Genomic DNA, 23,932 nt, shown 5'->3' with positions numbered 1-23,932 from the left:
GAGAATCTCTATTCCACAGCCATACCGTGCGGCCATCTGCGCTGTATGGCTGCTATTCTGTTCTGCCGCTAACCTTGCGCCAAGTCCACAAAAAAGGGCGCAAAGGGAAGTAGAGCACATGCAGCTTCTTTGGCAGCGGCAACGTCTTGGCATCTGCCGCATAAGGGTACAGAAAGCCTATGATGTACAGAAACTGATGCCAGCGCGTCAGGATCGCGGGCTGATAATATTTATAATGCCGCTCGGCTTCCGGCTCCAGGGGAGGATTGTGCAGATTGATCATTCGCGCGATATAGAAAAGCGCAAGCCCGGCAATCCGCCGCGCCTTGGGCCGCTCTGCGAGGCTGGCCAGCGCAGGCTCAACTGGCGCAGCCAGCAGACCGGCAGCAAGCAGAAGCGCCTGTCCGCCGACATCGTTGTAATGGTACCGCCGCAGCAGTGCGGTTAGTTTGCCGGTATCGGGCTTTTGGAGCAGCAGCTGACGGATATCCAGCAGCCATCTCAGTCTCGACCAGCCATGGCGTGCGCCATGGGCCGCCAGAAAAAGAAATAAGTCTTCGCTGCCCAAATAATGGACATTCTGCCCGAAGTGGCTGCTCGTCCGTGCATGTTTCCACAGCTCGTCGAAATCCGGCTCTGTGGAGGGACCGGGACTGAGGCGCCAATGCACCTCCACCTTAATGCCTTTGTCCGGATGATTGAACGTGGTGTGATGCTCCCGCCATTTCCAGTCTCCCAGTATACTTTCGAAGTCTTCCTCCTTGACATAACCAAGGCGGAGAAGCAGGGATTCCGTTTCAGCCAGCTGTGCCATCGGTACGATAAAATCGAGGTCACGCGAGGTGCGCAGCGAGATTTCGCCATACAGCTCCTGGGCAAGCACCGGTCCTTTCAGGAACAGGGAACGGATCTGCAGCTTCGCAAGCTCCTCCCCGATATAGCCCATTTCCCCGCTGAGCTGGAGCATTTGCACAGTATTTCTCCGGTATTCCCGTTTCAATCGCTCGGTTACCTCCGGGGGCACATGCTCTTCACGCATCCGGCTAAGTTTGGGATAAATATAAGGAAATACCCGATGATGCAGGGACAACCGTACCCATAGCTCCCAGTCGATACCCATGAACAGCTGTCGATTCTGTTTGGCGGTGTCATCGATGTCGTCCGTGTTAAGGACTTCTAATAGAAGCCGAAGCTCTTTGGAAAAGCTCTTTGTATCCAGGCCATACCTGTCATTCATAGGAGATCTCCTTACTTGAATTTGTAACGCTTCGTTCTGTAATCTGTTCGGTTTAAAGAACACACTTTGAGCGTACCATCGAAACCTGAAAATTGTCAATTTCCTGAACTATACCATGAAGATAGACTATTGACGCAGTCAAGGTAGTTGGTAGACTATTGAGAGGCTCGAATCAAAGAATACGTAAATGTGGGGGAAGAGCGAAAGAAATGGTACTACTAGGCGCTATAGTTAATGGTATTGCGATTCTTGCGGGAACACTCCTGGGCAAGCTGCTGCAGCGGATTCCGGAGAGTATGAAAAACACAGTGATGCAGGCGATTGGCCTTGCCATTATTGTTCTGGGGATTCAGATGGGCTTCAAAAGCGGAAACTTCCTGATCGTCATCCTGAGTCTCGTCATCGGAGCTGTGGCAGGTGAATGGATAGATCTGGATGAGAAGTTCAACCGGGTAGGCGAATGGCTAGAGCATAAGATAGGTTCAGGTGAACAAGGGAGCCTATCCCTTGGTTTTGTCACCGCAAGTCTGGTGTTCGTGGTGGGGGCAATGGCCATTCTGGGCGCACTCGACAGCGGGATGAAAGGGGATCATCAGATTCTGTATACCAAAGCTATCATGGACGGATTTATTTCCATTATACTGACCTCAACTTTGGGAATGGGTGTCTTGTTCTCTGCGATCCCCGTTTTTCTCTATGAAGGAGCCATTGCCCTGTGTGCTACACAGATTACCCGGTTCGTTCCCGATGCCTTGATGAGCAGCATGATTACAGAGATGACAGCGGCTGGCGGGGTGATGATCATGGCTATCGGCCTCAATCTGTTGGGGATTACCAAGATCAAGGTGGCTAATCTGCTGCCGGGCATTCTGGTGGCGGTGTTGCTGGTGGCGATAATGTACGGGTACGGGCAGTCTGTTTGAAAAGTAGAAGAACCGCCGCTTAGAGATCTTTTTTCAGGTAATAGTGGCTGAAGCCTCCGGCATTAGGAAGGGTCCCGTACACCTCGAAACCGTGTTTCAGGTAAAAATCCAACGCTTGAAAGCTTAAGGTGTCCAGCTTGATGAAATCGCAGCCTTTGGAACGGGCGAGGGATTCTGCCTCTGCGATCAGCAGGCTTCCATAGCCGGTTTTGCGGCAGGCCTCGTCCACGAACAGGTAGTGCACCTCCAGCCAGTTCCAGCAGATTTCACCGGTGAGGCCACCGTAATTCACGCCATCTGCATTTTTTAGAAACAGCTGTACTTCCTGGTACCTGCCTTTTAAGGAATCAGGGAAATGCCTCCAGTTAAACTCTCTCATTTTGTCTGATACATAGGTTTTGTCGGCAGGGAGGGATGTCTGAGAAATAAAAAGCTCCATGGTTTGATACTTCCTCTCGGTTCGGATAGTAGCCTGTTAAGGGCTCAATATCTTGAGCTTAGCATATCTCTGCCGGGACTTCGTGCTAAAGTTTTCTTTATAGTTGTTGAGTACCGCTGATCTAAATCAGTGAAAGGTCATGATGGGAGCATAAGTGATGAACATTAAAAAACTCCTGGAAGGATGTGAGGAAATGATAAATGCTATACGCGGGATACCGGGGGCCGAGTCGTGGTTAACGGTAGAACCCGTGCTGAAAGGCTGGTCGAGTGACCGGAAATTTTATGTCGAGGATCAGGCGGGGCGCAGGCTGCTGCTGAGACTCTCACCGGGTACTTCGTTTCAGCGCAAACAGCGGGAATATGAAGCGATCCGCAGCTTTAATGAATTGGACTTCCCGATGTCCCGGGCTGTTGATTTTGGGAGTTGCAGCAAGAGAAGCTCCCCCACAATGAAGCGGACATGCAGGCCAAGATTCTCTCAAGGATCAAGGAATACGAAGACTGTCCGTACCACCTGGAAGGGGATCAGCAAGTAATTGCCTTCGTTCGGCAGAACATCGGCGTGATCCATGATGTAGAGAAGGTGCATCATCACGGTGATTTCCATGTAGGCAACCAGATTTACACGACTGAAGGAAGGATTGGCGTTATAGATTTCAACCGCTGGGATATTGGAGATTATGCGGAGGAATTCTATAAAATACAGTTCTTCGACAGGGAGCAGAGCATCCCTTTTGCTAAGGGCAAGCTGGAGGGCTATTTCGGAGGGCCGCCACCGGAGGATTTCTGGAAAAGACAGGCGCTGTATGTGGCGTATACCTCGCTGTATTCCATAAAGTGGTCGATTCCCTACGGCGAAGCCGACATTCAGGACATGATGGAACGCTGCCGACTCGCTCTGAAGGACTATGACCAATTCCGTAGAATGATTCCCGGCTGGTACTTGGCTCCTTAAGATCACCTCATGGTGGTTCAAGGCCAAACCGCGAATAACGGAAGCCAGGATACACGGAGGAAGAGCCGCGAAGACCATTTTTCAGGATGTTTTTTTCACATCGTATTAATATTGGTGTAAAAGATTGAAATCAAGGAGTGCAGTACGGTAGAATTGCACTATACGACCAGCAGATTTAACCAAGAAGGGGATTGTAACGTTTGAATAATGAAGAATTGAATAACGGGCTGCCGGAGAATTACGAGGAACTGAAGAAGGCTGCCGGACGCTCTGCCGATTGGAGAGCGCGTCTTGAGGCCGTGGAGGAGCTTGGCCGCTTCAACCATAAACAAATTATTGATATTCTGAATCGTCTGATGATCAGCGATCCTGTATATACTGTCCAAGAAGCTGCATATGCGAAGCTGAAGGCCTTCGGTGAAGAGGTTACCGTGCCGTCGAAGAACAAAGCCGAGCTGTTCAGAGGTGTATCCAAGATTGTGCTGCGCGTCAAGAAGAGCCTTCCACGGGACCATTCCTATGAAGAGTTCAAGGAAAAGCTGAAAAAGATGCGGATTGACGTCTATGATGCTTATGAAGGCGAGAAGGGCGAAGATTTTGACGCCTGGCTGCAGAAATTGTGGGCTTCAGCCACTAAATAGGTAAGGCCATAGAGCGGAGAGACGGGGAGGATTCCCTATCGCTCCGTTTTTTGACGGTTCTCAAAAACTAATCATGCAAAGGATGACAATATGCTTAACAATTCATCTACTGAACCATTAACACGCCTATTTCAGGAGTTTCTTCAGCTGTCTGCCGGACTGCGGCCGAACTACATTGCCAGCTTAGGGAGCGGTGAAACGACAGGCGGGCCGGTGATCAGCGACATCGTACCGGCTGCGCCAGGGCTTCTGGAGGCCATCTACAGCCAGGTTTCCGGTACCAGCAGCAACGAAGAAGAGCCAAGTCTGATCGAATTCATTCCGGGCTACCGGCTGATTCATATTCAGGAGTATGCGCAAGAAATCCAGGTGCTGAGAAGTATTCTGGAAGAAAAGGGCTACAGCGGCGGAGGAACCGTTCTGCCCATCCTGATCAACTACGGTAGTGATTTTATCTGCTATTTGCAGAGTGAGGACGGAACTGAGCGGATCTGCGACCTGCTGCATGACTACGGCGACCTGGTCGTGATGTACGATTCCCCGGAGAAGTTCCTGGAGACGCTTTGTGAATTTTACAAGCAGGATGTGTATTTTCTGGATGAGGAAGGCTATTTGGACTGCGACCTGGTTCTCGAAGGGGAAGTTGGCGCAGCGCTGAATCCGTCGGCCCACTATTGGTCGGAATGATTTTGAAGGTGTTTAAGTATCCACGTATACAAAAAACGGGTGTCTTCCATTTATAGGGAGACGCCCGTTTTATTATTTATAGAAGCAACTTGCCGTGTTTACGCTATAGCTGGTAAAGCGGTTATTCCTGTGCAGCCTTTTTTTCCTGCTCCCGCAGTTCCACGCGCCGGATCTTGCCGGAGGCGGTTTTTGGGAGATCCGCGATAAATTCAATTTTGCGCGGGTATTTGTAAGGGGCCGTCCACTCTTTTACATGGGACTGCAGCTCTTTGGCCAATTCTGGTGTACCTGTAACATTGTCCTTCAGTACAACAAAGGCTTTGACAATCGAGCCGCGGATCTCGTCAGGACTGGCCACCACGGCGCATTCCTTGACCAGGGTATGCTTCATCAGGGCTTCTTCCACTTCAAACGGTCCGATGGTATATCCCGAGCTGATGATGATGTCATCGCCACGGCCTTCGAACCAGAAGTAGCCGTCCTCATCCTTGTGCGCCCGGTCTCCGGTGACAAAATACTCTCCATGCGAGCAGTTCACTTTGCGTTCAGGGTCTTTGTAATAGTTCTGGAACAAGGCTGGCATGCTTAAGTGCACGGCAATATCTCCAACGACTCCTGCAGGCAGCAGGTTTCCTTCTTCGTCAATGACCTCAACAAGGCCGGGAGCTATGGATTTGCCCATGGAGCCGACACGGATCGGTTCATCCTTGAGTGCCGCAATAATCAGCGTGCTCTCCGTCTGCCCGTAGCCGTCGCGGATGGTAATATCGAAATGCTCCTTGAAGGTGTTGATGACCTCCTGGTTGAGCGGCTCACCTGCGGATACGGCGCAGCGCAGCTTTGACAGATCATAGTGCGGCAGACCTTCGGTCTTGGCCATTAAGCGGTATTCGGTAGGCGTACAGCACAATACCTGTATTCCCTGGTCCTGCAGCAGCTGCAAATAGCGTTCCGGATGGAATGGCCCGTTGTAGACAAAGCCGGTTGCGCCGTTGCCTAGAACAGTGAGGAACGGACTCCAGATCCATTTCTGCCAACCCGGTGCGGCTGTAGCCCAGACAGTATCGGACTCACGGATATCGAACCAGAGTGAAGAGACAATTCTCAGATGTGCGTAACCCCAGCCATGCGTATGAACCACAGCCTTGGGATTACCGGTTGTGCCCGAGGTATAAGCCAGAATTGCGATATCATCGCGGCGGCTCGCTACAGCTGTGAAACTCTCCGGCTGCCCATTCATCAGGCCCTCCAGATCAGCCCACCCGCTGCCAAGTACTTCTTCACTCCCGCCAACCGAGAGACGGTAATCAAGTGCCGGCAGATCTTCGGTGATTTTATTGACTTCACCGGTCACTTCAGACCAGACAATGACCGCTCTGGCTTCGGAATGACGCAGCCGGTAGGCCAGATCCTTGGCCCGCAGCATTTCGGAGGAAGGAATAACAGCGAGCCCAAGCTTTAGGCAGGCCAGATAAATGACATAAGCGATAATCCGGCGCGGAACCATAACAAGTACACGGTCACCTTGCTTCAGGCCTAGACCGGACAGCCCGCCGGCAAGGCGGTTGGCCTGCTTCATAAGCTCGCCGTAGGTGATTTCTTCGTAATTGCCGTTCTCTTGTAGCCACTTAAGCGCAATCTTATCGGCTGGATGATGCTCCATTTCCGAAGTGAGATTGTAGAATTCAGGTGCAATCCAATGCTGATTGTCCAAAATGAATCTCTCCTAATATAAACGTGATGTTTTTTCAATAGGTATAGTATAGCACGTTCTCCTAGTACCAGGTGCTAAACTGGAGGGGAACAGTAGAGAATGTTCTGTGACTATTTTTGGCTATCATGCAGAACTATGTAGGACCCGGAAAGGAAGAGCATCATGGCATACGGTTTCGAAATAGCCGCAATCCTGATTAGGGAAAGGCTTATGGGAGATTATACAAAATTGAAACAACTTGTCCAGGGCAACCTTCTATAATAGTGGGAAAAGCCCCCAAGCGGCGGCATGGCTTGCTCCCCCTAATCATTTGCTTACGATTATACCCAATACCATTAAGGTTAAGACAAAGAAGGAACCTTTAGCCGCTAACCGGCAACTATCCAGAAAGCAGGAAGATGACCATGAACCCTACAGCTTTTGAAGAGATTTATTCCATTATGGAAGCTTCTTTTCCTGTCACTGAAATCAGAACCTTCAGTGGACAAAAGTCGTTGCTTAGCCATCCCCATTACCGGCTGCATACCGAGTTGGATACGGAGAACCGCATTCAGGCCTTCCTGGCCGCTTGGGAGTTCCCGGAACTGCGGTTTGTCGAGCATCTTGCGGTCAACCCCGAGATCCGCGGAGGGGGGATTGGCAAGAAACTGATGCAGGCGTATCTCGCCCTCACGGACAAGCCTGTTGTGCTGGAGGTGGAGCCGCCGGAAAATAAGCTTGCAGAGCGCAGAATCGGCTTTTACGAGCGCCTGGGCTTTCATCTTAACCTTTTTGATTATGTGCAGCCTCCGCTGCGCGAGGGGCAAGCCGATCTGCCTCTGAGAATCATGACCTATCCCCGGCAGGTGACGCTGCAGGAATTCCGGATGTTCCGGGATATCCTGTATACCGAAGTCTATAATATCCCGGTTCCTGGCCGCCGCCGATAGCATTGGGTATATTCATGAGCTAGGCCACAGCCCGCACTATTCATAATGAATAGGCGGGTTTTTTCTCAAGATAGATCGGACACCGGCTTGGAATTACTTCTTTACAATCACGATACAAGTTGGAAACAAGTTCATGATTAAATGTATCTATAACAGGGAACACACAAACGAACTTATAAGGAGACGATTATAATGAAAAGTAAAAAAATGATCATAGCAACCATGGTATTCGGAATGGCAGTCACAGGCTCGGCGGGGGTATATGCGGGAACCAGCATGCAGAAGATCAGCGCGTATCTGAATCACAGCATTGGATTTACAGTAAACGGAGCCGCATACACTCCGGTAGACAATAATGGCAAAGCGCTTGCCCCAATCACTTATAATGATACAACTTACCTGCCTGTCCGGGCGATGGCGGACGCGCTTAAGGTGCCGGTAACGTTCAATCCTTCAACCAATCAAGTCATTCTGGGTTCATCAGCGGGATCAGCAGCACCGGGTAACGGTTCAGCGGTTACTTTGGCCACCATCCAGTACAGTGCCGCGCAAAAAGAAGCCATCACCAAGGCCTTCTCCGCCTTCCAGGGCTTCGAGACCGCCTATGCACCGATGCAAATGACCAGCGGAGACACCTTCCAAAAGGCAGCCGAAGGCTCCGATGGCGTAAGATTCCTCTTCAGCCACATGAACGTAGATATCTCGCCGCGGGATTACTCCTACGAGTATGACGGTACTACAGTGAAGCTTTCGACTGGAGCAGCAGCCAAATGGTATACTCCCTCGGATATCCCGATGCTTACCTTTAAGCTGGACGACCGCTACGTCACTCTGAGCTCGCCGGACAAAGCGCTGAGCAAAGCCCAGCTTGAGAAAGTGGCTGCAAGTGTAGCGAAACTGAGCAAATAACATTTATTTTTAAAGGTGAAACTGCGAGCAGCCCGCTCTATCCATAGGATAGGCGGGCTGCTCGCATGTACCCATAGCAGAACCTTACTTTGAAAAGAAAGCCGCAATCGCAGCTGCAAAAGAGACACTGCAGCTACATATCCACGATGAACAGCAGACAATCCCCCCGCAGGTCTCCACAGTCTAGGAGTCCGGCGGGGGTATCTGCTATTTATTTATTCGTGCCGTGCTGCTTGGTTGCCAGTTTGGCTTCCGGTGAGCCTTTGCCGCGGCGTTTGTTTTTCTCCGCCTTCTTCATATTCTCCTGAAACTTCTCCACGAACTCGTGAGTGTCCATTGATATCCTCCTAAAAGTTTTGTAAGCATATGCTTCATCGAGTGACTGCGTATAAAACTCGCTTCGAAAGCATACGCTAAAATTTTTGTAAGCATATGCTAAGTGTAGCAGCGGTATTTCTCAGACCTGCTGTTACTGTGCCCGTTTTTGCGGAGGATCATTCCTGGCGGGTCAGCGTCTGGTCCGGGGAGGCTCCATACAGAGCCAACGCCTTCAAAGCAGATTGCCGCATCCGTTTTCTTAGCCAGTTCCCTTCAACAATCCGCACCCGTTTGCCCAGAAAGCGCATTTTGGATAGCACATATTCACCTTCGTTGCCCAAGTAGAACAAGGAGATGTAATAGGTGTCCTTGTCTTCGTCATAACGGACCTCCTTCTCGAAGCAGGAAAAGGCATAGAGAATCCTCGACAACTCCCGGTTGTAATCCGGAAGGACCTCGATCACGGCGCTCTGTCTGCGGCTCTCCAGAATTCGGTGGATCTCGGCCTGAGTCGTGCGTACAAGCTCGGGTGCTGCCGGAACTTCACATGCCGATGCTATTTTCTTCAGTCTGATGCTCATGAAGTCCCGGCGCGTCCAGCTGTACCACAGCAGATACCATTCCCGTTTGACCATGGAATATTCGAGACGGTAGGGAAGGCCGGACTGTTCCGGACCGGGGTGCCCGTTGTTCAGGCCGATGCTCACCTGTATGCCCTGATGGTGTTGAATACTTCGGCGAAGCACACGCACCAGCGGATGATAGACCTGTACTTCTGCAGTCGAAGCCTTATGGATCAGATCTTCAGCGAGATTCAGAGGAGCCTCACCCTCCAACAGGGTCCGCAGTTTATCAAGCGTCACCCCGGAAAAGGCGGCGGCGGCAGAGGGATGGCCCAGCATCAGCTTCAGCCAGGAGCGTTCATGGGAAGTGGAGAGAAAGACGCCGCTATCCTCCATCCGGGAGATGATCCGGTAATTGAAGATTTTCTCAAAAGGGTTCATAGTAGTCCAGGATCTCCTTCCATTCGGCAATCAACTCCTGCCGGAGCTGCCTCGGCGCAAGCACCTCACAGCTTGAGCCGAAGCTGCGCAGCCAGGGCTTGATTTCGGTCGTGCCGTTTACGGTAATTTCATAGATGAAAAAGTGCGGATCTTCCTCGGTTATAACCCCCCACTGCCCCTGCAGCAGTACACGCTCCTTCACAAAATTACGGGCAGAGCCGCTGCGCTGGGGATTCAGGAATTTAGCCCGGACAGTAACGGGACGGCCGGTATCGATCAGCCAGCTTGTGGCGATCTGCTGCTCCAGCGCGGATTGCTCCGCCAGGAAAAGCTCCTCTGTGACAGCTTCACCTTCCTCGATTTGTGTCATGCCCTCCATCCGGTACTTGCGGATGCCCAAGTGCTTGCTGTGAGTGAGTAAATACCATCTGCCGTACTGATGATCGTAGACGATTTTGAGGGGCAGTGCTGTTTCCGGGCGGCCGCTGGAATCACGCTCGAAGAGCGGATTAGTGCTTTTAGCGGCATAGCTGGTGTCGGCTTTCGGCGAGAAGTAGAGAAACTGCACCTTACTGCGGCTTTTGATGGCTGCCAGAAGTGTGGACAAGTGGGCTTCATCCAGGATTCTGGAATAATAATGGTATTTGTATAAAAAGGGTTCGATGGCCTGTTTCTCCACATCCTGCCGGAGCAGTTCTTTTTTCAGACTGTTGCGGAGCAAATATCCCTGTACGGAGGGCAGCTGGGTATTCGCCATAATATCCACGAAGTCGAACAGATCCATAAGCTCCTCTCCGGTCAATTGCTTGACCAGATCATTATTCAGCCGGTAACGGTAAGGACGCGGACCGGCTCCCCGCACAATAGCCCCGACCTCCTGCAAATATTTCAGGTCGCCGCGGATCGTCTTTTCATCGGGAAACGTACTCTCCGGGTCCAGCCCGCTGCAGCAAATGTCCAGCAGATCCTTTATGGCCAGCTCCTGGCCCCCGTTCAGTGCAGCCAGAATCCGGGAGATTCTCAGACTTTCAGATTCCTTGAGCGACTTGGCCTGGAACAGAAACAGCAGCAGAGGGTCGGCTGATTCGTAGTAATTGAACCGAAGCGCATCGGTGAAGCCCTGGGCTTGTGCCTCCGGCGGCTGTTCCTGCAGGGTGGCTGCGACTTCCTTTAGCTTCTTCAGGGTTTTATCGAAGGTATGAACCGAGATGCCGAGACGTTCGGCAAACTGCTGACGGCTGTACGCACCGCTGGTTAATACAAGCATCCGCAGAAACTGGATTTCCTTATCAAAGCTTTCCTTGGCCATGGTAGCCTCCGATCATACATAGTAGACACCTAATTTCTATTGTACCAGCGGTGACAAATGGAGAAAATGGAGAAGTTTCTCTATTATCGTAATACTTACGCCATGTTCGCCGGGAAGAAAATAAGCGAAGATGGATACAAGAAAGCTGATGCTACCAAGCAAAGCTGACTTGAAAAAATTCTCCGAGGCGCATGGACGGGATACTTCGCCTGTTAAGCGACCTGTCGCTGGTTCGACTCCAGCTTCCTTCTAGAGAAGGAATAGCTCAGTGGTAGAGCAGTCTGTGCCTGTCCAATCTTGTTTTCTTCGGAGGATAAAAATGTACACAAAGCGAGGCGACTGAAAGGGTTCCTTCGTCTGTTATGGGAATAGAATTGACGGTGCCCCAGGGCACTGACCGGCCTTTTCAACCCAATTCCTCGCTTTGTGCAATCCATCAAGCCGGTGAGGCGCCGGGACGGGTTACTTCACACTCCAACGTGACCAATGAATAATTCTGGGCAATACGGCAGGTTCGACTCCTGCAGATACACCTGTCCCACATTTTCCTCACCGGTATTGATGATTAGGAGGTAATGAACATGAGCTTTGCTTCGAAACTATTTGGCTCCATGAAGCCACATGCCTTGAACAAGGAAGGGTATCCCGCTTATACGCGTCCTGTGGAAGAGCAGTATCTGCAGATGCTTTTGACGAATACAATGCATAATACGTTTTATGCGGACCAGCAGGAGCTTTTGGATCATGCGGCGGAGCTGCATCAGCAAATGGCTCTTGAACAGCCGGAATTTATGGCAAAAGCGCTGGTCTATGCCAGGGGGGAGGGGTTCATGAGACTGCAGCCGCTGTTTGGGCTGGCTGTACTATCCGGTACACGTCCGGATCTGTTCGCCAAAGTCTTCATGAAGGTTGTGCAAATCCCGTCTGACCTGTCCGATTTCTTGACGATCCTGCAGGGGCTGGGACGTGGGGAGGGCGGACGGGCGGTAAAACGCCAGGTCAATCTGTTCCTGTCGGGAATCAGCGAGTACTGGGCGCTGAAATATAATGGCCGTGGCCGTGGCTACAGCCTTGGCGACGCCATTGCCACAGCTCATCCGAAGCCGACGGATCTCAAGCAGCAGGCCTTGTTCCGTTATTTACGCGGCCAGGAGGCCAATCTGATGCTACTGCCACAGGTGGAGGCGATGGAGAAGCTGAAGCAGGCCGTGACCGCGGAGGAGCAGATTGAGTGGATCGAGCGGGGCAAGCTTCCATACTCAGCCGTAACAGGAGCGATCAAGCCTTCCCGGGAAGTCTGGAAGGCGATCCTGTATCAGATGCCTACGTTCGCCCTGCTCCGCCATTTGAATGCGCTCCAGCGGAGCGGCATCCTCGACGATCAGCGGAATCTGGATTATGTAGTCAAGCGCATAGTGGATCGACAGGGGCTGCGCAAAGCGCGGATATTGCCTTTCCGTTTCGCGACAGCGTTCCGGCAGGTGCAGCAGCCTGAGCTTCGGGATGCGCTGAGAGAAGCGGTGGACCTGACGTTTGACAACCTGCCGGATATGGAGGGGCGGACCGCGATTTTTCTCGATATTTCCGGTTCGATGCAGGGTGACTATCTGGAGATCGGTTCCATATTTGCTTTGGCTTTGTATAAGAAGACTCAAGGGAAGTCGTTGTTCTGGCTCTTCGATACCGAAGTGGCCGATGCGAAGCCTTCCCGCCGGGACAGCATCCTGGGCCAGGCGGAACGGATACAGGCCCGGGGTGGAACCGACACCGGCGCACCGGTCCGCAAGCTGCTGGAGCAGCACATCAAGGTGGACCAGGTGATCATCATCACCGATGAGCAGCAGAACAGCGGCAGCCCATTCTATCAACAGCTCAAGCTGTACCGCAAGAAGGTCAATCCCGATGTTAAAGCATTCGTTGTCGATATCGCACCTTACCGTCATGCAATGGTGCCTGAGCAGGATGATCAGACCTACTACGTTTACGGCTGGAGCGACACTGTATTGTCCTACATTGCCCAGTCGGTGCAAGGATACAGTTCGATGACGAAGCAGTTAGCAGATATGGAGATATAGGGTAAAAGGGGAAGCGCCGGAAGAGCAGAGCAGCTCATCTGGCGCTTCTTTACTGCCAAAATTATGCGCGGGTAGCTCCTTGGGAGTGTTCACAAGTAGGCTGTGGCCGGTTGCCTGCATCCTGTCGCATATGAAAACGCTAACCTTTAATTTGTATAGTAAACCTTTAGATTTTACCCTGTTTACACATCTGACCTTACCTTATTGTTGAAGGAGATACATGAATGTCCCAGGCCGGCCGATGCCTGAATCAACTGCGACTTGTCTCACAGCTGAAGCTCCGGACGGGCTGTTTTTTTTGATAAGTGGACCTTTTGGCAATCATAGGAATGTACAGGTTCACAGGTCCTCAATAATCGTACTATTTGTTAGGAAACAGGTGCCTTCCTTTTACAAGAATAGCCCAGCTGTTTCCTCTTGCGTGATATAATGTGGCAATCAACCTGTGTGAATAGGAGGGAGAGAGACATCATGCTGCTCCCCGGAAACTGGTACAAAAAGCATTTTAAAAATAATCTGTTCATGAAGATCATCCTGATCTTTTCCATTATAGCGGTGGTAACCACGATTACATTCTCCTACCTGATGTTCCTGCTGATGTCCCAATCTGCAGTACAGAGGCAGCTGGAAATCCAGAAGCGGACCGTGGAAAGTGTAAACAACTATATGCAGCATAAATACGATGCCGTGCAGACGATGATGCGCGATGTATACCGGGACAGTGAGCTTACGGCCAATACATCCTACTTGCTGGAGCACCCTTATCAAGATTATGTCACCTACAGGCTCGAACGTTATCTCAATGAGAGCAACACCACCACAGACAGTGTGCAGTTTTTCCGCAACCAGATGGAAGATGATCCGGATATCCGCAGTCTGCTGCTCTACAGCTCTGCCAAACAGCAGCTCTATGTATTCAATGAACAGGAGAACTTCAATATTATTTCTACCAATGCGGCGCATTCGTTTGTGCCGGATGCTTTGTATCTGGAGGAAGCCAGCAGTGTAACGACGCCGAATATCTGGGTCCGCAAAACGATAGCTCTCGCAGATTCCCCCATGTTCTCCATCCGTGTGCCGATTAATGACAAGCAGTCGCTGCGGAATATCGGGCAGCTGCTGGTGTTCTATGATGCGGACCATATCTGGGCGAGCATGGGTGACTACAAGGATGATTTCAAAGGCGATATTATCGTGCTGTCGGCAGACAATGATGTATTGTTTGACAGCTCAGGGACATTCTATGGCAAGAAATATCCTTATCCTGAGCAGATTGAAGCGATCTATGCCGACGGCGAGGAAGTGAACGGCATGCTGATTACGAAGCTGACGCATACCCAGGGCGGATTCACTGTACTCAGTGTGGTGCCGGAGGGGGAGCTTGCAGCGACTTACAGCGGTCTGCGCAACATGATTATTACCATTTGCCTGATCTGTATTCTGTTTGCGGTGATCACACCCTCGCTGTTTATCAGCAATTTTGCTACCCGGGCGCATAACATTATCCGCTTTACCCGTAAGGTGAAGAATGGGGACCTTAATGCCCGCATCACCGATGTGAAGGAAGACGAGCTGGGCCAAATCTCCAAAAGCTTCAATGATATGCTGGACGAGCTGAATCTGTACATCGACCGGGTGTTCAAGGCGGAGATCAAGCAGAAGCACAGCGAGATCGCTGCGCTGGAAGCAAGGGTCAATCCGCATTTTCTCTATAACACCCTGGAAGTCATCCGCATGCGTGCCATCTCACAGGGGGCTGCAGATGTTGGAGAGATGATCTACAGCCTGTCTGTTCTGTTCAAAAGCTACGTCCACCCCAAGGCGAAGCATACCCTGAAGGACGAACTGGAAGCCTGCCGGCTGTATCTGGAGCTGTTCCGCATCCGGTATAAGGATAAATTCTCCTATGAGCTCCATTGCCCCAAGGAGCTAGAGGGGCGGGTCGTGCTGAAGATGTCCCTGCAGCCGGTTGTTGAGAATTATATCCTTCACGGGATGCGGACAGACCGCAGCGATAACCATATCCGGGTTGATCTGGTCAAAGAAGGCGGAATTCTTCGCGCTGTGGTCAACGATAACGGACGTGGCATTAAGCAGGAACGGCTTGCGCAGATTCAGAAGGATCTCCTGGACCCGGACAGCTCTTCACAGTCCTTCGGGCTGCGGAGTATTCATGAACGGATGCAACTGCTGTATGGAGAACCGCACGGCTTAGCGGTAGCCAGTGAAGAAGGCCAGGGGACCACCGTGACCTTATGTTTTCCTGATCTGGGAGAGGAGGAGCCAACCTATGTATAAGGTGTTTATTGTAGACGATGAGCCTTTTATTATTGAAGGGCTGTATGATATTGTCGATTGGGCCGGAATGGGAATGGAGATTGTCGGCCGGGCGGAGAATGGCCAGGAGGCCCTCGAGGCGCTCACTTCCCTCCGCGCAGATATTCTGATTACCGATATTTCCATGCCCCTGATGAACGGTCTGGATCTGATCCGTGCTGTCCGTAGCCTCCAGCCGGGGCTGAAGGTCATTATTCTCAGCGGGTATGATGAGTTCGGGTATCTGAAGGAAGGGATGACGCTCGGCATTGAGAATTATCTGTTGAAGCCGATTAATCTCGAGGAGTTCAAGGCAACACTTAGCAATACCGTGGAGAAGCTTCATATAAGCAGAGTTGAAGATGAACTGAACGCGCAGAGCATCTCTATATTAAGAGATAATATTATGCACCGCTGGCTCCGGGAACAGATTGGAGTGAATGAATTCCGTGAGCGGTCGGAACTGCTGGGTATCCAGCTGGACAAGCCGCTATTACTGGCTGCCCTGCTGCGGCCGGGCAGGGGGGCCGGCAATGCGGAATTCTTGAAGGCGGTTGCGAATGCCCTTGGGGACAACAGCTCCACTATTCTTTTTCAGGATATGGATGGAGATGCCGTGCTTCTGCATGGCTTAAGCGAGTACCAGCGCGGGAAGGAAGAGGTCGAACGCTGCCATGAACGTCTGGTGAGGAAACTGTCATCCTATCAGCCGCTTTGCTTCTCGATGGGCTCTGTCGTGGAGACAGAGGGAGGGGCGGCACAGAGCTATGAGCAGGCGAAGAAAGCGCGGGAATATTTCATACTGTTCCCTGAACGGACAGTGATCCGCTATGAGGAGATCGCCAGCCGCAGCGAGGCGGACGGGCGGGAGGTCACGCAGAACTGGGAGCAGGTCCAGAAGCTGATTCTGGCTAAGGACAAGGAAGCGCTGTTGCAGCGGATTGATGAGCGGTTCGAGCAGCTGCGCCATATGGAAGGCGTAACTCCCGAGGTTCTCCAGGATTTCTCCATGGAATGGCTGATCCGCTTCAAAATGCAATTGAAGGAAATCAGACATTGCGAAGAACCTGAGCTATACCAGGAGGGCTTCCGCAGACTCCGCGAAACGACCTCCATTCATGAATGGATTCAGATTCTGAAGGAAGCCGCATCGCTTACGATTGACCTGTTGATCCGCGATGTGAAGAGTCCGGTCGTGCAGCAGGTGCTTAATTTTATCCATGAATCCTACGCTGAGGATGTTTCGCTGAAGACACTCGGTGCGCAGTTCAACATCCACCCGGTCTACCTTGGACAGCTGTTCAGCAAAGAGGTAGGGGACACGTTCACGGAATATATCAACCGCTACCGGATTGAGAAGGCTAAGGAGCAGCTGCGGGGAACCTCGTCCAAGGTGCATGAGATTGCCAGGAATGTCGGCTACTGGGAGACCGGTTATTTCTATAAGCAATTCAAAAAATATGTGGGGATTTCCCCCACCGAATATAAAGGACTTGTGTAACGGCTGTCTGCCGGGCAAGTTCTTTTCTTTATTTTCTACATGATTTATTTAGTTTAGCTTCTGTCTGAAAATGCTTACATCAACTAAAGTTAAAGTAATCCTTGAAGGGACAAAGGCCGAACAGACCTTCACATGTCCTGCAGTTTTGAGGTGAATAAAGGGGAGGTTATAAAGAATGAGCAAGAAAAGCAAACGGTTGTCCCTATTACTGACGTCGATGATGGCAGTCTCGGTGCTGCTTAGCGCATGCGGCGGTGGTTCGAACAATGCAAGTTCCAATGATTCGGCTTCTGGATCAAAAGGCAACTCGGAGAAGCCGGTAGAGCTGATCTGGTACACCATCGGTGCGCCGCAGAAGGACCTGGACCAGGTTGTGACTGAAATCAACAAATACACCAAAGAGAAAATTAACGCAACCCTGAAAATCAATATGCTTGATTACGGCGACTATTCGCAAAAAATGCAGGTTAAGGTAGCCTCCGGTGAACCTATGGACATTATGTTTACCAGTTCATGGGCCCTGGATTATGTGCAAAATGCCCGCAAAGGCGCATTCATGGAGCTGGACAAGCTGATTGATGAGCACGGCAAAGACATTAAGGCTGCCATCGACCCGGCATTCCTGGAAGGCTCCAAGGTAGACGGACACAACTATGCGATCCCGGCCAACAAAGAGCTTCCGGCACAGGAAGTATGGCGCTTCAACAAAGAGCTTGTGGACAAGTATAAGCTGGACATCAGCAAAGCAACCACACTGGACAGCATTGAACCTATGCTCAAGACCATTAAGGAAAACGAACCAGGCGTTACGCCATATGCAATGGTGAAGGACTACATGCCGGTGCTGCCTTTCGACTACATTATCGAAAAAATGCCAATGGCCGTGTATCTGAATACCAAGGACTATAAAATCGTCAACATTCTGGAAAGTCCAGAGCTGAAATCCAGTCTTGAAACCGTACACAAATATTACAAGGCAGGTTACGTATCATCTGAAGTAGCGACAACCTCCTCTGTGGATGATCTCTATAAAGCCGGCAAATGGTTCATGGACCGCGCGACTACACAGCCTATGGCTGACAATCTGTGGACGGCCAGCTACGGCTACCCTGTAGTTTCCACTCCTGCGGGCGAATCCTACATCTATAACTGGTCTGTTATGGGTTCGATGCAGGCCATTTCCGCCAACTCCGAGCATCCGGAGAAAGCCATGGAATTCCTGAACCTGCTCAACACCGATCCTTATCTGCGCAACCTGGTCGATTCGGGTATTGAAGGCGTGCATTACGAGAAAATCAATGATAACACCATCAAGAATCTGCCGGAAGCACAAAACTATGATATGCCGTCCTTCTCTCTGGGCAATATCATGATCAACTACCTGAACGAAGGCGACCCTGCGGATAAGTGGGAGCAGTTCAAGAAATTTAACGAAGCAGGCATCAACGCTCCACTGCTCGGCTTCAACTTTGATACCTCCAAGGTAACGAGTGAAATCGCCGCTGTACAGAACGTGAAGGAAGAATTCTGGGCTCCGCTCATGACAGGAACCGTAGATCCTGACGAATATCTGCCAAAAGCGATTGAGAAATTCAAAGCTGCCGGACTCGATAAAATCATCGCAGAAGCACAAACCCAAATCGACGCTTGGAAAGCCGCGAACAACAAATAATTCATTTCCTTAAGGAAGATCGGGCGGGTGCCAAGCCTCTAGCCCGGTCTTTTCTTTTACAGTTTAGGAGGGCTCCACGTGAAAATGATTGGCGGATTCATCCGAAATATCATCAAAGACAAGGTTATGCTGCTCATGGTCCTACCAGGCGCGCTGTGGTTCCTCTTCTTTTCCTATCTGCCGATGGTGGGTACGGTTATTGCGTTTAAAGAGTACCGCTACAGCCGGGAGGGCTTCTGGGCCAGCATTATCCACAGCAAGTGGGTGGGCTGGGATAACTTTAAATTTCTGTTTACCACGAATGACGCGTATATCATCACCCGCAACACACTTTTATACAATGCCGTGTTCATATTGCTGGGGCTGGTGCTGTCGGTAGTCATGGCGATTGTGCTTGCAGAGATTGCCAACAAAAAACTGGCCAAGGTCTACCAGACCGGCATGTTCCTGCCGTACTTTCTGTCCTGGGTTGTAGTCGGCTACTTTGCCTTCAGCTTTCTCAGCTCCGAGAGCGGTGTGCTGAACCAGATCCTAGGCTATTTTGGAGCAGAACCCATCAACTGGTACTCCGAGAAAAAATACTGGCCGGTCATCCTCGTGCTCGTGTATCTGTGGAAGGCGCTCGGCTATAACAGCGTAGTCTATCTGGCCGCTATTATGGGTATCGACAAATCGCTGTATGAAGCGGCGATGATCGACGGTGCAGGCAAATTCCAGCAGATCAAGAACATCACGCTGCCGCTGCTCAGCCCGATTATTACGATCATGACCCTGCTGGCCATCGGGAAAATCTTTTACGCCGACTTCGGCCTGTTCTATCAGGTGCCCCGCAACTCCGGGACGCTCTACAGTGTTACGAACGTTATCGATACCTATGTATACCAAGGCCTCAAATCTACAGGCGAGATCGGCATGAGTACAGCGGCGGGTCTTTATCAATCCGTTGTCGGCTTCGTGCTTGTTATTACCTCGAACTATATCGTGCGTAAATTCAACAAGGACAGCGCCTTATTCTAGTCAGGGCGAAAGGAGTGAACCAGATGTCCACTATTGTCAATAAAGAACGTGATTTTCATAAGCTCTCCAAAACCTGGAACGTGCTGTTTAATCTGTTTGCCGGTGTTTTTGCATTACTGTGCGTATTCCCGTTCATCTTTGTAGTCATCATTTCCTTCACGGATGAAGGAGCTTTGGCCAGAGACGGCTACAGTCTGTTCCCGGCTAAATGGAGTCTGGGTGCGTACAAATATGTATTCCAGTCGGGAGATATGCTGTTGCAATCCTATGGGGTGACCATCCTCGTGACGGTGCTCGGCACACTGATCAGTCTGCTGTTTATTTCTTTTTATGCCTATGCCATTTCGCGTAAAAGCTTCAGATACCGCAATTTCTTTGCTTTCTTTGCCTTCTTCACCATGCTATTCAACGGCGGGCTTGTTCCGACCTATATTATCGTTACCCAGTTTCTGGGCCTGAAGGATACGATCTGGGCGCTCGTGATGCCGCTGGCGGTCAATGCCTTCTACATTATGATCCTACGTACTTTTTACAGCACCAGCGTTCCTGATGCCATTCTCGAATCCGGTAAAATCGACGGCGCAGGCGAGTTCCGCATCTTCCTTACGCTGGTACTACCGCTTTCATTACCCGGTCTGGCGACTATTGCCCTGTTCAGTACCTTGGGTTACTGGAATGACTGGTTCAATGCGCTGCTCTACATCGATGATCCGAATCTGGTGCCGCTGCAGTCTATGCTGATGCGGATCGAGACCAGCATGCAGTTCATCATGCAGAACTCGACCAACAGCTCACTCAGCATGGAGGCACTTCGCTCTATGCCGCAGGATACCTCGCGTATGGCGATGGTGGTGCTGGCGACGGGCCCGATTATTTTTGCCTATCCATTCTTCCAGCGTTATTTCATCCAGGGTCTTACGATAGGAGCCGTGAAAGAATAAGACCGTCACCAGAGAGGGAGTGGAGAGTATGACCTATACAGATCCAGACAGACCGGCCCGGGAACGGGCTGAGCATCTGCTGGGACAGATGACCTTGGAAGAAAAGGCTGCACAGCTGGTTCAGCCTTTCGGCTGGCAGGCTTACGAACATACCGAAGGGGAGATTACTCTTACTGCGGATTTCAAACGTCAGGTGGCAGAAACAGGCATCGGTTCGCTCTACGGCATGCTCCGCGCGGATCCGTGGACCGGAGTGACCCTGGCCAGCGGGCTGTCCCCGCGCCAGGGGGCGGAGGCAGTGAATGCCATTCAGCGTTATGCCATCGGGAACTCACGCCTTGGCATCCCGATCCTGATCGGGGAAGAGTGCTCGCACGGCCATATGGCCATCGGGGCGACCGTATTTCCGGTTCCGCTGTCACTGGGCAGCTCGTGGAATGTAGACCTGTACCGGGAGATGTGCCGGGCGGTGGCGCTGGAAACCCGGAGCCAGGGCGGAACGGTGACCTATTCGCCGGTGCTGGATGTCGTGCGCGATCCCCGCTGGGGCCGGACGGAGGAATGCTTTGGCGAAGATGCTTACCTGATCAGCGAGCTGGCGGTGGCCGCCGTGGAGGGGCTGCAGGGAGAATCGCTGAGCAGCCCCGATAGTGTGGGCGCTACACTGAAGCATTTTGTCGGCTACGGCAGCTCCGAGGGCGGCCGCAATGCCGGTCCGGTGCATATGGGCTGGCGCGAGCTGCTGGAAGTGGATTTACTTCCGTTCAAGAAGGCGGTGGAAGCAGGCGCGGTGTCCATTATGCCCGCCTACAATGAGATTGACGGCGTACCCTGTACGACGAATACCGCACTCCTGGAGGAGATTCTCCGGGGGGCTTGGGGTTTTGACGGGCTCGTGATTACCGATTGCGGCGCCATCGAAATGCTGGCCGCCGGCCATGACGTCGCCGAGGACGGTTTGGATGCGTCGGTGCAAGCCATCACGGCAGGCATCGATATGGAGATGTCCGGCGTCATGTTCGGAGAACATCTCGCCGGTGCTGTCCGCAGCGGCAAGCTGGCGGTGGAGGTTCTGGACCGCGCCGTGCAGCGGGTACTGGAGCTGAAGTTCAGGCTCGGCCTGTTCGAGCAGCCGTACGCCGATCCGGAAGCGGCGGAGAAGTTCATCGGCAGCGCGAAGCACCGGGAGCTGGCCCGGAGGCTGGCTGCGGAGAGCATCATTCTGCTGAAGAATGAAGGCGGGACGTTGCCGCTGGCGGGTAACGGCAGCATGGGCGTGGGCAGCGGGAATGACAGCGTTAGTGTGAGTGGCACCGGCAATAGCGGGAGTGGCAGCGTCAGTGCGGGTGGCACCGGCAATAGCATAAGTGGCAGCGTCAGTGCGGGTGGCACAGGCAGCAACCTGGGTGGCGGCGTCAGTGCGAGCGGCAATAGCGGCAGCATAAGCACCGGCAAGGTTGCCGTCATCGGCCCGAACGCCGATGCGCCGTACAATCAGCTGGGCGATTATACCTCGCCGCAGCCGCGGTCCAGCATCGTCACCGTGCTGGATGGGGTCCGCAGCAAGCTTGGAGCAGAGCGGGTGCTGTACGCCCCCGGCTGCCGGATCAAAGGCGACGACAGAGAAGGCTTCGAAGCCGCCTTGGCTTGCGCCGCACAGGCTGACACGGTGGTCATGGTGCTTGGCGGCTCAAGTGCCCGCGATTTCGGCGAAGGCAGCATTGACCTGAAGACCGGAGCATCGAAGGTGACGGAGCATGCCTGGAGCGATATGGACTGCGGCGAAGGGATTGACCGGATCTCGCTGGCCCTCTCAGGTGTGCAGCTGGAACTGTTCCAGGAAATTCATCAGCTGGGCAAGCCGGTGATTGTGGTCTATATCAACGGCCGTCCGGTGAGCGAGCCCTGGATCGAGGAACACGCGGCTGCCATTCTGGAAGCCTGGTATCCCGGTCAGGAGGGCGGCCATGCGGTGGCGGATATTCTGTTCGGAGATGTGAATCCTTCCGGCCGGCTGACCATTTCCTGGCCGAAAGATGTGGGACAGCTTCCGGTGTATTACAACGGCAAACGTTCACGCGGCAAACAATATCTGGAGGCCGATTCGCAGCCCCGCTACCCGTTCGGGTATGGACTGAGCTATACAAGCTTCCGCTACTCGGAACTCCAGGTGGAGCCGCAGGCAATCACGGCAGACCAAACCGCAACGGTACGGGTCACCGTGACCAACACGGGAGAACGGGAAGGCGCGGATGTCGTTCAGCTCTACATTTCCGACGTGGTGAGCAAGGTGTCCAGACCTGCGAAGGAACTCAAAGGCTTCCGCAAAATCACGCTGGCTCCAGGCGCAGCGCAAATCGTAGAATTTGAAGTCGGCGCGGAGCAGCTGCAATATATCGGCCCGGAGGTTCAGCCTGTCGTGGAGCCGGGAGGATTCAAGGTGCTGGTGGGTCCTCATGTCAATGAGGTACTGGAAGCTGCACTCGAGGTAACGGAGGGGTCACATGGAACGGATTAGAAGATTCATCCGCGAGCTGTCCGAGCGGCAATGGCTGGAGCAGCAGGCGCTGGAAGGCTGGGACATTCAGGCTTCGGTCTATACCGTGCCGGGTCAATATGACGGAATGCGGCCGTATACCGAAGGCGGAGATTTCAACCTGTTCCCGAGTGTACAGGGAACCACCTACTTTTTTCGCCGTACACTGGAAATTCCTGCAGAATGGCAAGGGCAGCGTACGGGTCTCATATTTGAGTCGGGCGGCGAGGGTTTACTGCGGGTGAACGGGGAATCCCGCCAGGGCCTCGACCGGAACCACACCTTTGTAACCCTGGAAGCCTCGCCGGACGGCCGGCCGCTGGAGCTGGAAATCGAATTGTTCGATCCCATTCCCGAGCCGGTGGACCCGCTGAATCAGCAGGCGGTCATCCAGCCGCCGATCCGGGCCATCCGCACCTGGCTGGTACGGGTCAATGAGCCGGTCCAGAGCCTGATGTATACCGCCGTCATCGTCCGCGATGCGGCGGTCCTGCTGCCCGAAGCGGATATGCGCCGCGCGCGGATGCTGGAATCCTTGTACCGGGTGATGGATGAATATTTGAATTTGGAAGAGACAGCGGTACGTGAAGGCAGTGCTGTAGCGGCCCTGGAAGCGACGCTGCGTACAGATATCGCAGGGATTGGCGGCAATGCGGAAGGCACCATTCATATGGTTGGCCAGTCGCATATCGACATTGCCTGGCTGTGGCCGGCGCGGGAGACCGTGCGGAAGACCAGCCGGACCTTCTCCACCGTCAATGCCTTAATGGACGAATACCCGGACTATCAATTTGCCCAGAGCCAGCC

Annotated in this window: 21 protein-coding genes; 15 read left to right on the top strand and 6 right to left on the bottom strand. The window is 52.5% G+C overall.

The features are described 5' to 3' along the window. Positions 1–52 precede the first annotated feature (52 nt). Entirely contained in the window at positions 53–1,237 is a 1,185-nt protein-coding gene (locus A3849_RS26110) for a nucleotidyltransferase domain-containing protein (RefSeq protein WP_074114014.1), read from the bottom strand. A 209-nt stretch (positions 1,238–1,446) separates the two neighbouring features. Between A3849_RS26110 and A3849_RS26105 the strand changes: the two genes are divergently transcribed. After that, complete coding sequence (locus tag A3849_RS26105) at positions 1,447–2,160, top strand: DUF554 domain-containing protein (protein WP_074114013.1); 714 nt, start codon at positions 1,447–1,449, stop codon at positions 2,158–2,160. Positions 2,161–2,179: 19 nt separating this feature from the next. Here the strand turns inward: A3849_RS26105 and A3849_RS26100 are convergent, their stop codons facing one another. Then, positions 2,180–2,599 carry a GNAT family N-acetyltransferase gene (locus tag A3849_RS26100; RefSeq protein WP_074114012.1) on the bottom strand — a complete coding sequence of 140 codons (420 nt, stop codon included), beginning with the start codon at positions 2,597–2,599 and terminating at the stop codon, positions 2,180–2,182. 157 nt (positions 2,600–2,756) lie between these two features. On the opposite strand from A3849_RS26100, the gene A3849_RS32505 reads away from it, so the two are divergent. The 4 genes from A3849_RS32505 (at position 2,757) to A3849_RS26085 (ending at position 4,884) form a co-directional block, all read left to right on the top strand. After that, positions 2,757–3,137, top strand: a complete 381-nt coding sequence (locus A3849_RS32505) for a phosphotransferase (RefSeq protein WP_143191903.1) — start codon at positions 2,757–2,759, stop codon at positions 3,135–3,137. Beyond that, positions 3,062–3,556, top strand: a complete 495-nt coding sequence (locus A3849_RS26095) for an aminoglycoside phosphotransferase family protein (protein ID WP_074114011.1) — start codon at positions 3,062–3,064, stop codon at positions 3,554–3,556. Before A3849_RS32505 ends, A3849_RS26095 begins: the two co-directional genes overlap by 76 nt. A gap of 200 nt (positions 3,557–3,756) precedes the next feature. Continuing rightward, the gene (locus tag A3849_RS26090; protein ID WP_074084378.1) at positions 3,757–4,197 is read left to right on the top strand and encodes a HEAT repeat domain-containing protein; all 441 of its coding nucleotides are present in this window, start codon (positions 3,757–3,759) and stop codon (positions 4,195–4,197) included. Positions 4,198–4,287: 90 nt separating this feature from the next. Beyond that, on the top strand, positions 4,288–4,884 hold the full coding sequence (locus tag A3849_RS26085) for a hypothetical protein (RefSeq protein WP_074114010.1): 597 nt from the start codon (positions 4,288–4,290) through the stop codon (positions 4,882–4,884). Between the two features lie 121 nt (positions 4,885–5,005). On the opposite strand, the gene A3849_RS26080 is transcribed toward A3849_RS26085, so the two are convergent. Further along, positions 5,006–6,601 carry an acetate--CoA ligase gene (locus A3849_RS26080; RefSeq protein WP_074114009.1) on the bottom strand — a complete coding sequence of 532 codons (1,596 nt, stop codon included), beginning with the start codon at positions 6,599–6,601 and terminating at the stop codon, positions 5,006–5,008. Between the two features lie 401 nt (positions 6,602–7,002). Between A3849_RS26080 and A3849_RS26075 the strand changes: the two genes are divergently transcribed. Beyond that, complete coding sequence (locus A3849_RS26075) at positions 7,003–7,527, top strand: GNAT family N-acetyltransferase (protein WP_074114008.1); 525 nt, start codon at positions 7,003–7,005, stop codon at positions 7,525–7,527. A gap of 192 nt (positions 7,528–7,719) precedes the next feature. After that, a complete protein-coding gene (locus A3849_RS26070) occupies positions 7,720–8,436 on the top strand; it encodes a stalk domain-containing protein (RefSeq protein WP_074114007.1) in 717 nt (238 codons plus the stop codon). Positions 8,437–8,647: 211 nt separating this feature from the next. Here the strand turns inward: A3849_RS26070 and A3849_RS26065 are convergent, their stop codons facing one another. From A3849_RS26065 to A3849_RS26055, 3 genes are all read right to left on the bottom strand, one after another. Further along, positions 8,648–8,773 (bottom strand): DUF4023 family protein, encoded by a 126-nt coding sequence (locus A3849_RS26065; protein WP_020426145.1) that lies wholly within the window; start codon positions 8,771–8,773, stop codon positions 8,648–8,650. A 157-nt stretch (positions 8,774–8,930) separates the two neighbouring features. Continuing rightward, a complete protein-coding gene (locus A3849_RS26060) occupies positions 8,931–9,758 on the bottom strand; it encodes a WYL domain-containing protein (RefSeq protein ID WP_074114006.1) in 828 nt (275 codons plus the stop codon). Then, a complete protein-coding gene (locus A3849_RS26055) occupies positions 9,745–11,067 on the bottom strand; it encodes a helix-turn-helix transcriptional regulator (RefSeq protein WP_074114005.1) in 1,323 nt (440 codons plus the stop codon). Before A3849_RS26055 ends, A3849_RS26060 begins: the two co-directional genes overlap by 14 nt. Before the next feature lie 581 nt (positions 11,068–11,648). Between A3849_RS26055 and A3849_RS26050 the strand changes: the two genes are divergently transcribed. From A3849_RS26050 to A3849_RS26010, 8 genes are all read left to right on the top strand, one after another. After that, positions 11,649–13,142, top strand: a complete 1,494-nt coding sequence (locus A3849_RS26050; RefSeq protein WP_074114004.1) for a TROVE domain-containing protein — start codon at positions 11,649–11,651, stop codon at positions 13,140–13,142. 471 nt (positions 13,143–13,613) lie between these two features. Beyond that, on the top strand, positions 13,614–15,440 hold the full coding sequence (locus A3849_RS26045; RefSeq protein WP_074114003.1) for a sensor histidine kinase: 1,827 nt from the start codon (positions 13,614–13,616) through the stop codon (positions 15,438–15,440). Beyond that, positions 15,433–16,959, top strand: a complete 1,527-nt coding sequence (locus A3849_RS26040) for a response regulator transcription factor (RefSeq protein WP_074114002.1) — start codon at positions 15,433–15,435, stop codon at positions 16,957–16,959. The genes A3849_RS26045 and A3849_RS26040 overlap by 8 nt, the downstream gene beginning before the upstream one ends. A 175-nt stretch (positions 16,960–17,134) precedes the next feature. Then, on the top strand, positions 17,135–18,631 hold the full coding sequence (locus tag A3849_RS26035; RefSeq protein WP_074114001.1) for an ABC transporter substrate-binding protein: 1,497 nt from the start codon (positions 17,135–17,137) through the stop codon (positions 18,629–18,631). 84 nt (positions 18,632–18,715) lie between these two features. Then, positions 18,716–19,648 carry an ABC transporter permease gene (locus A3849_RS26030; RefSeq protein WP_074114027.1) on the top strand — a complete coding sequence of 311 codons (933 nt, stop codon included), beginning with the start codon at positions 18,716–18,718 and terminating at the stop codon, positions 19,646–19,648. Positions 19,649–19,671: 23 nt separating this feature from the next. After that, entirely contained in the window at positions 19,672–20,589 is a 918-nt protein-coding gene (locus tag A3849_RS26025) for a carbohydrate ABC transporter permease (protein WP_074084390.1), read from the top strand. 28 nt (positions 20,590–20,617) lie between these two features. Continuing rightward, entirely contained in the window at positions 20,618–23,107 is a 2,490-nt protein-coding gene (locus A3849_RS33715; RefSeq protein WP_256700917.1) for a glycoside hydrolase family 3 N-terminal domain-containing protein, read from the top strand. Further along, a partial coding sequence (locus A3849_RS26010) for a glycoside hydrolase family 38 N-terminal domain-containing protein (RefSeq protein ID WP_483874381.1) occupies positions 23,094–23,932 on the top strand: 839 nt, incomplete at its 3' end. The genes A3849_RS33715 and A3849_RS26010, both read left to right, overlap by 14 nt.

Origin of the sequence: Paenibacillus sp. P46E (assembly GCF_001909095.1) — a bacterium.
In the GTDB taxonomy this organism is placed as follows: Bacteria; Bacillota; Bacilli; order Paenibacillales; family Paenibacillaceae; genus Paenibacillus_AQ; species Paenibacillus_AQ helianthi.
This window is presented reverse-complemented; position numbering and strand designations above follow the sequence as displayed.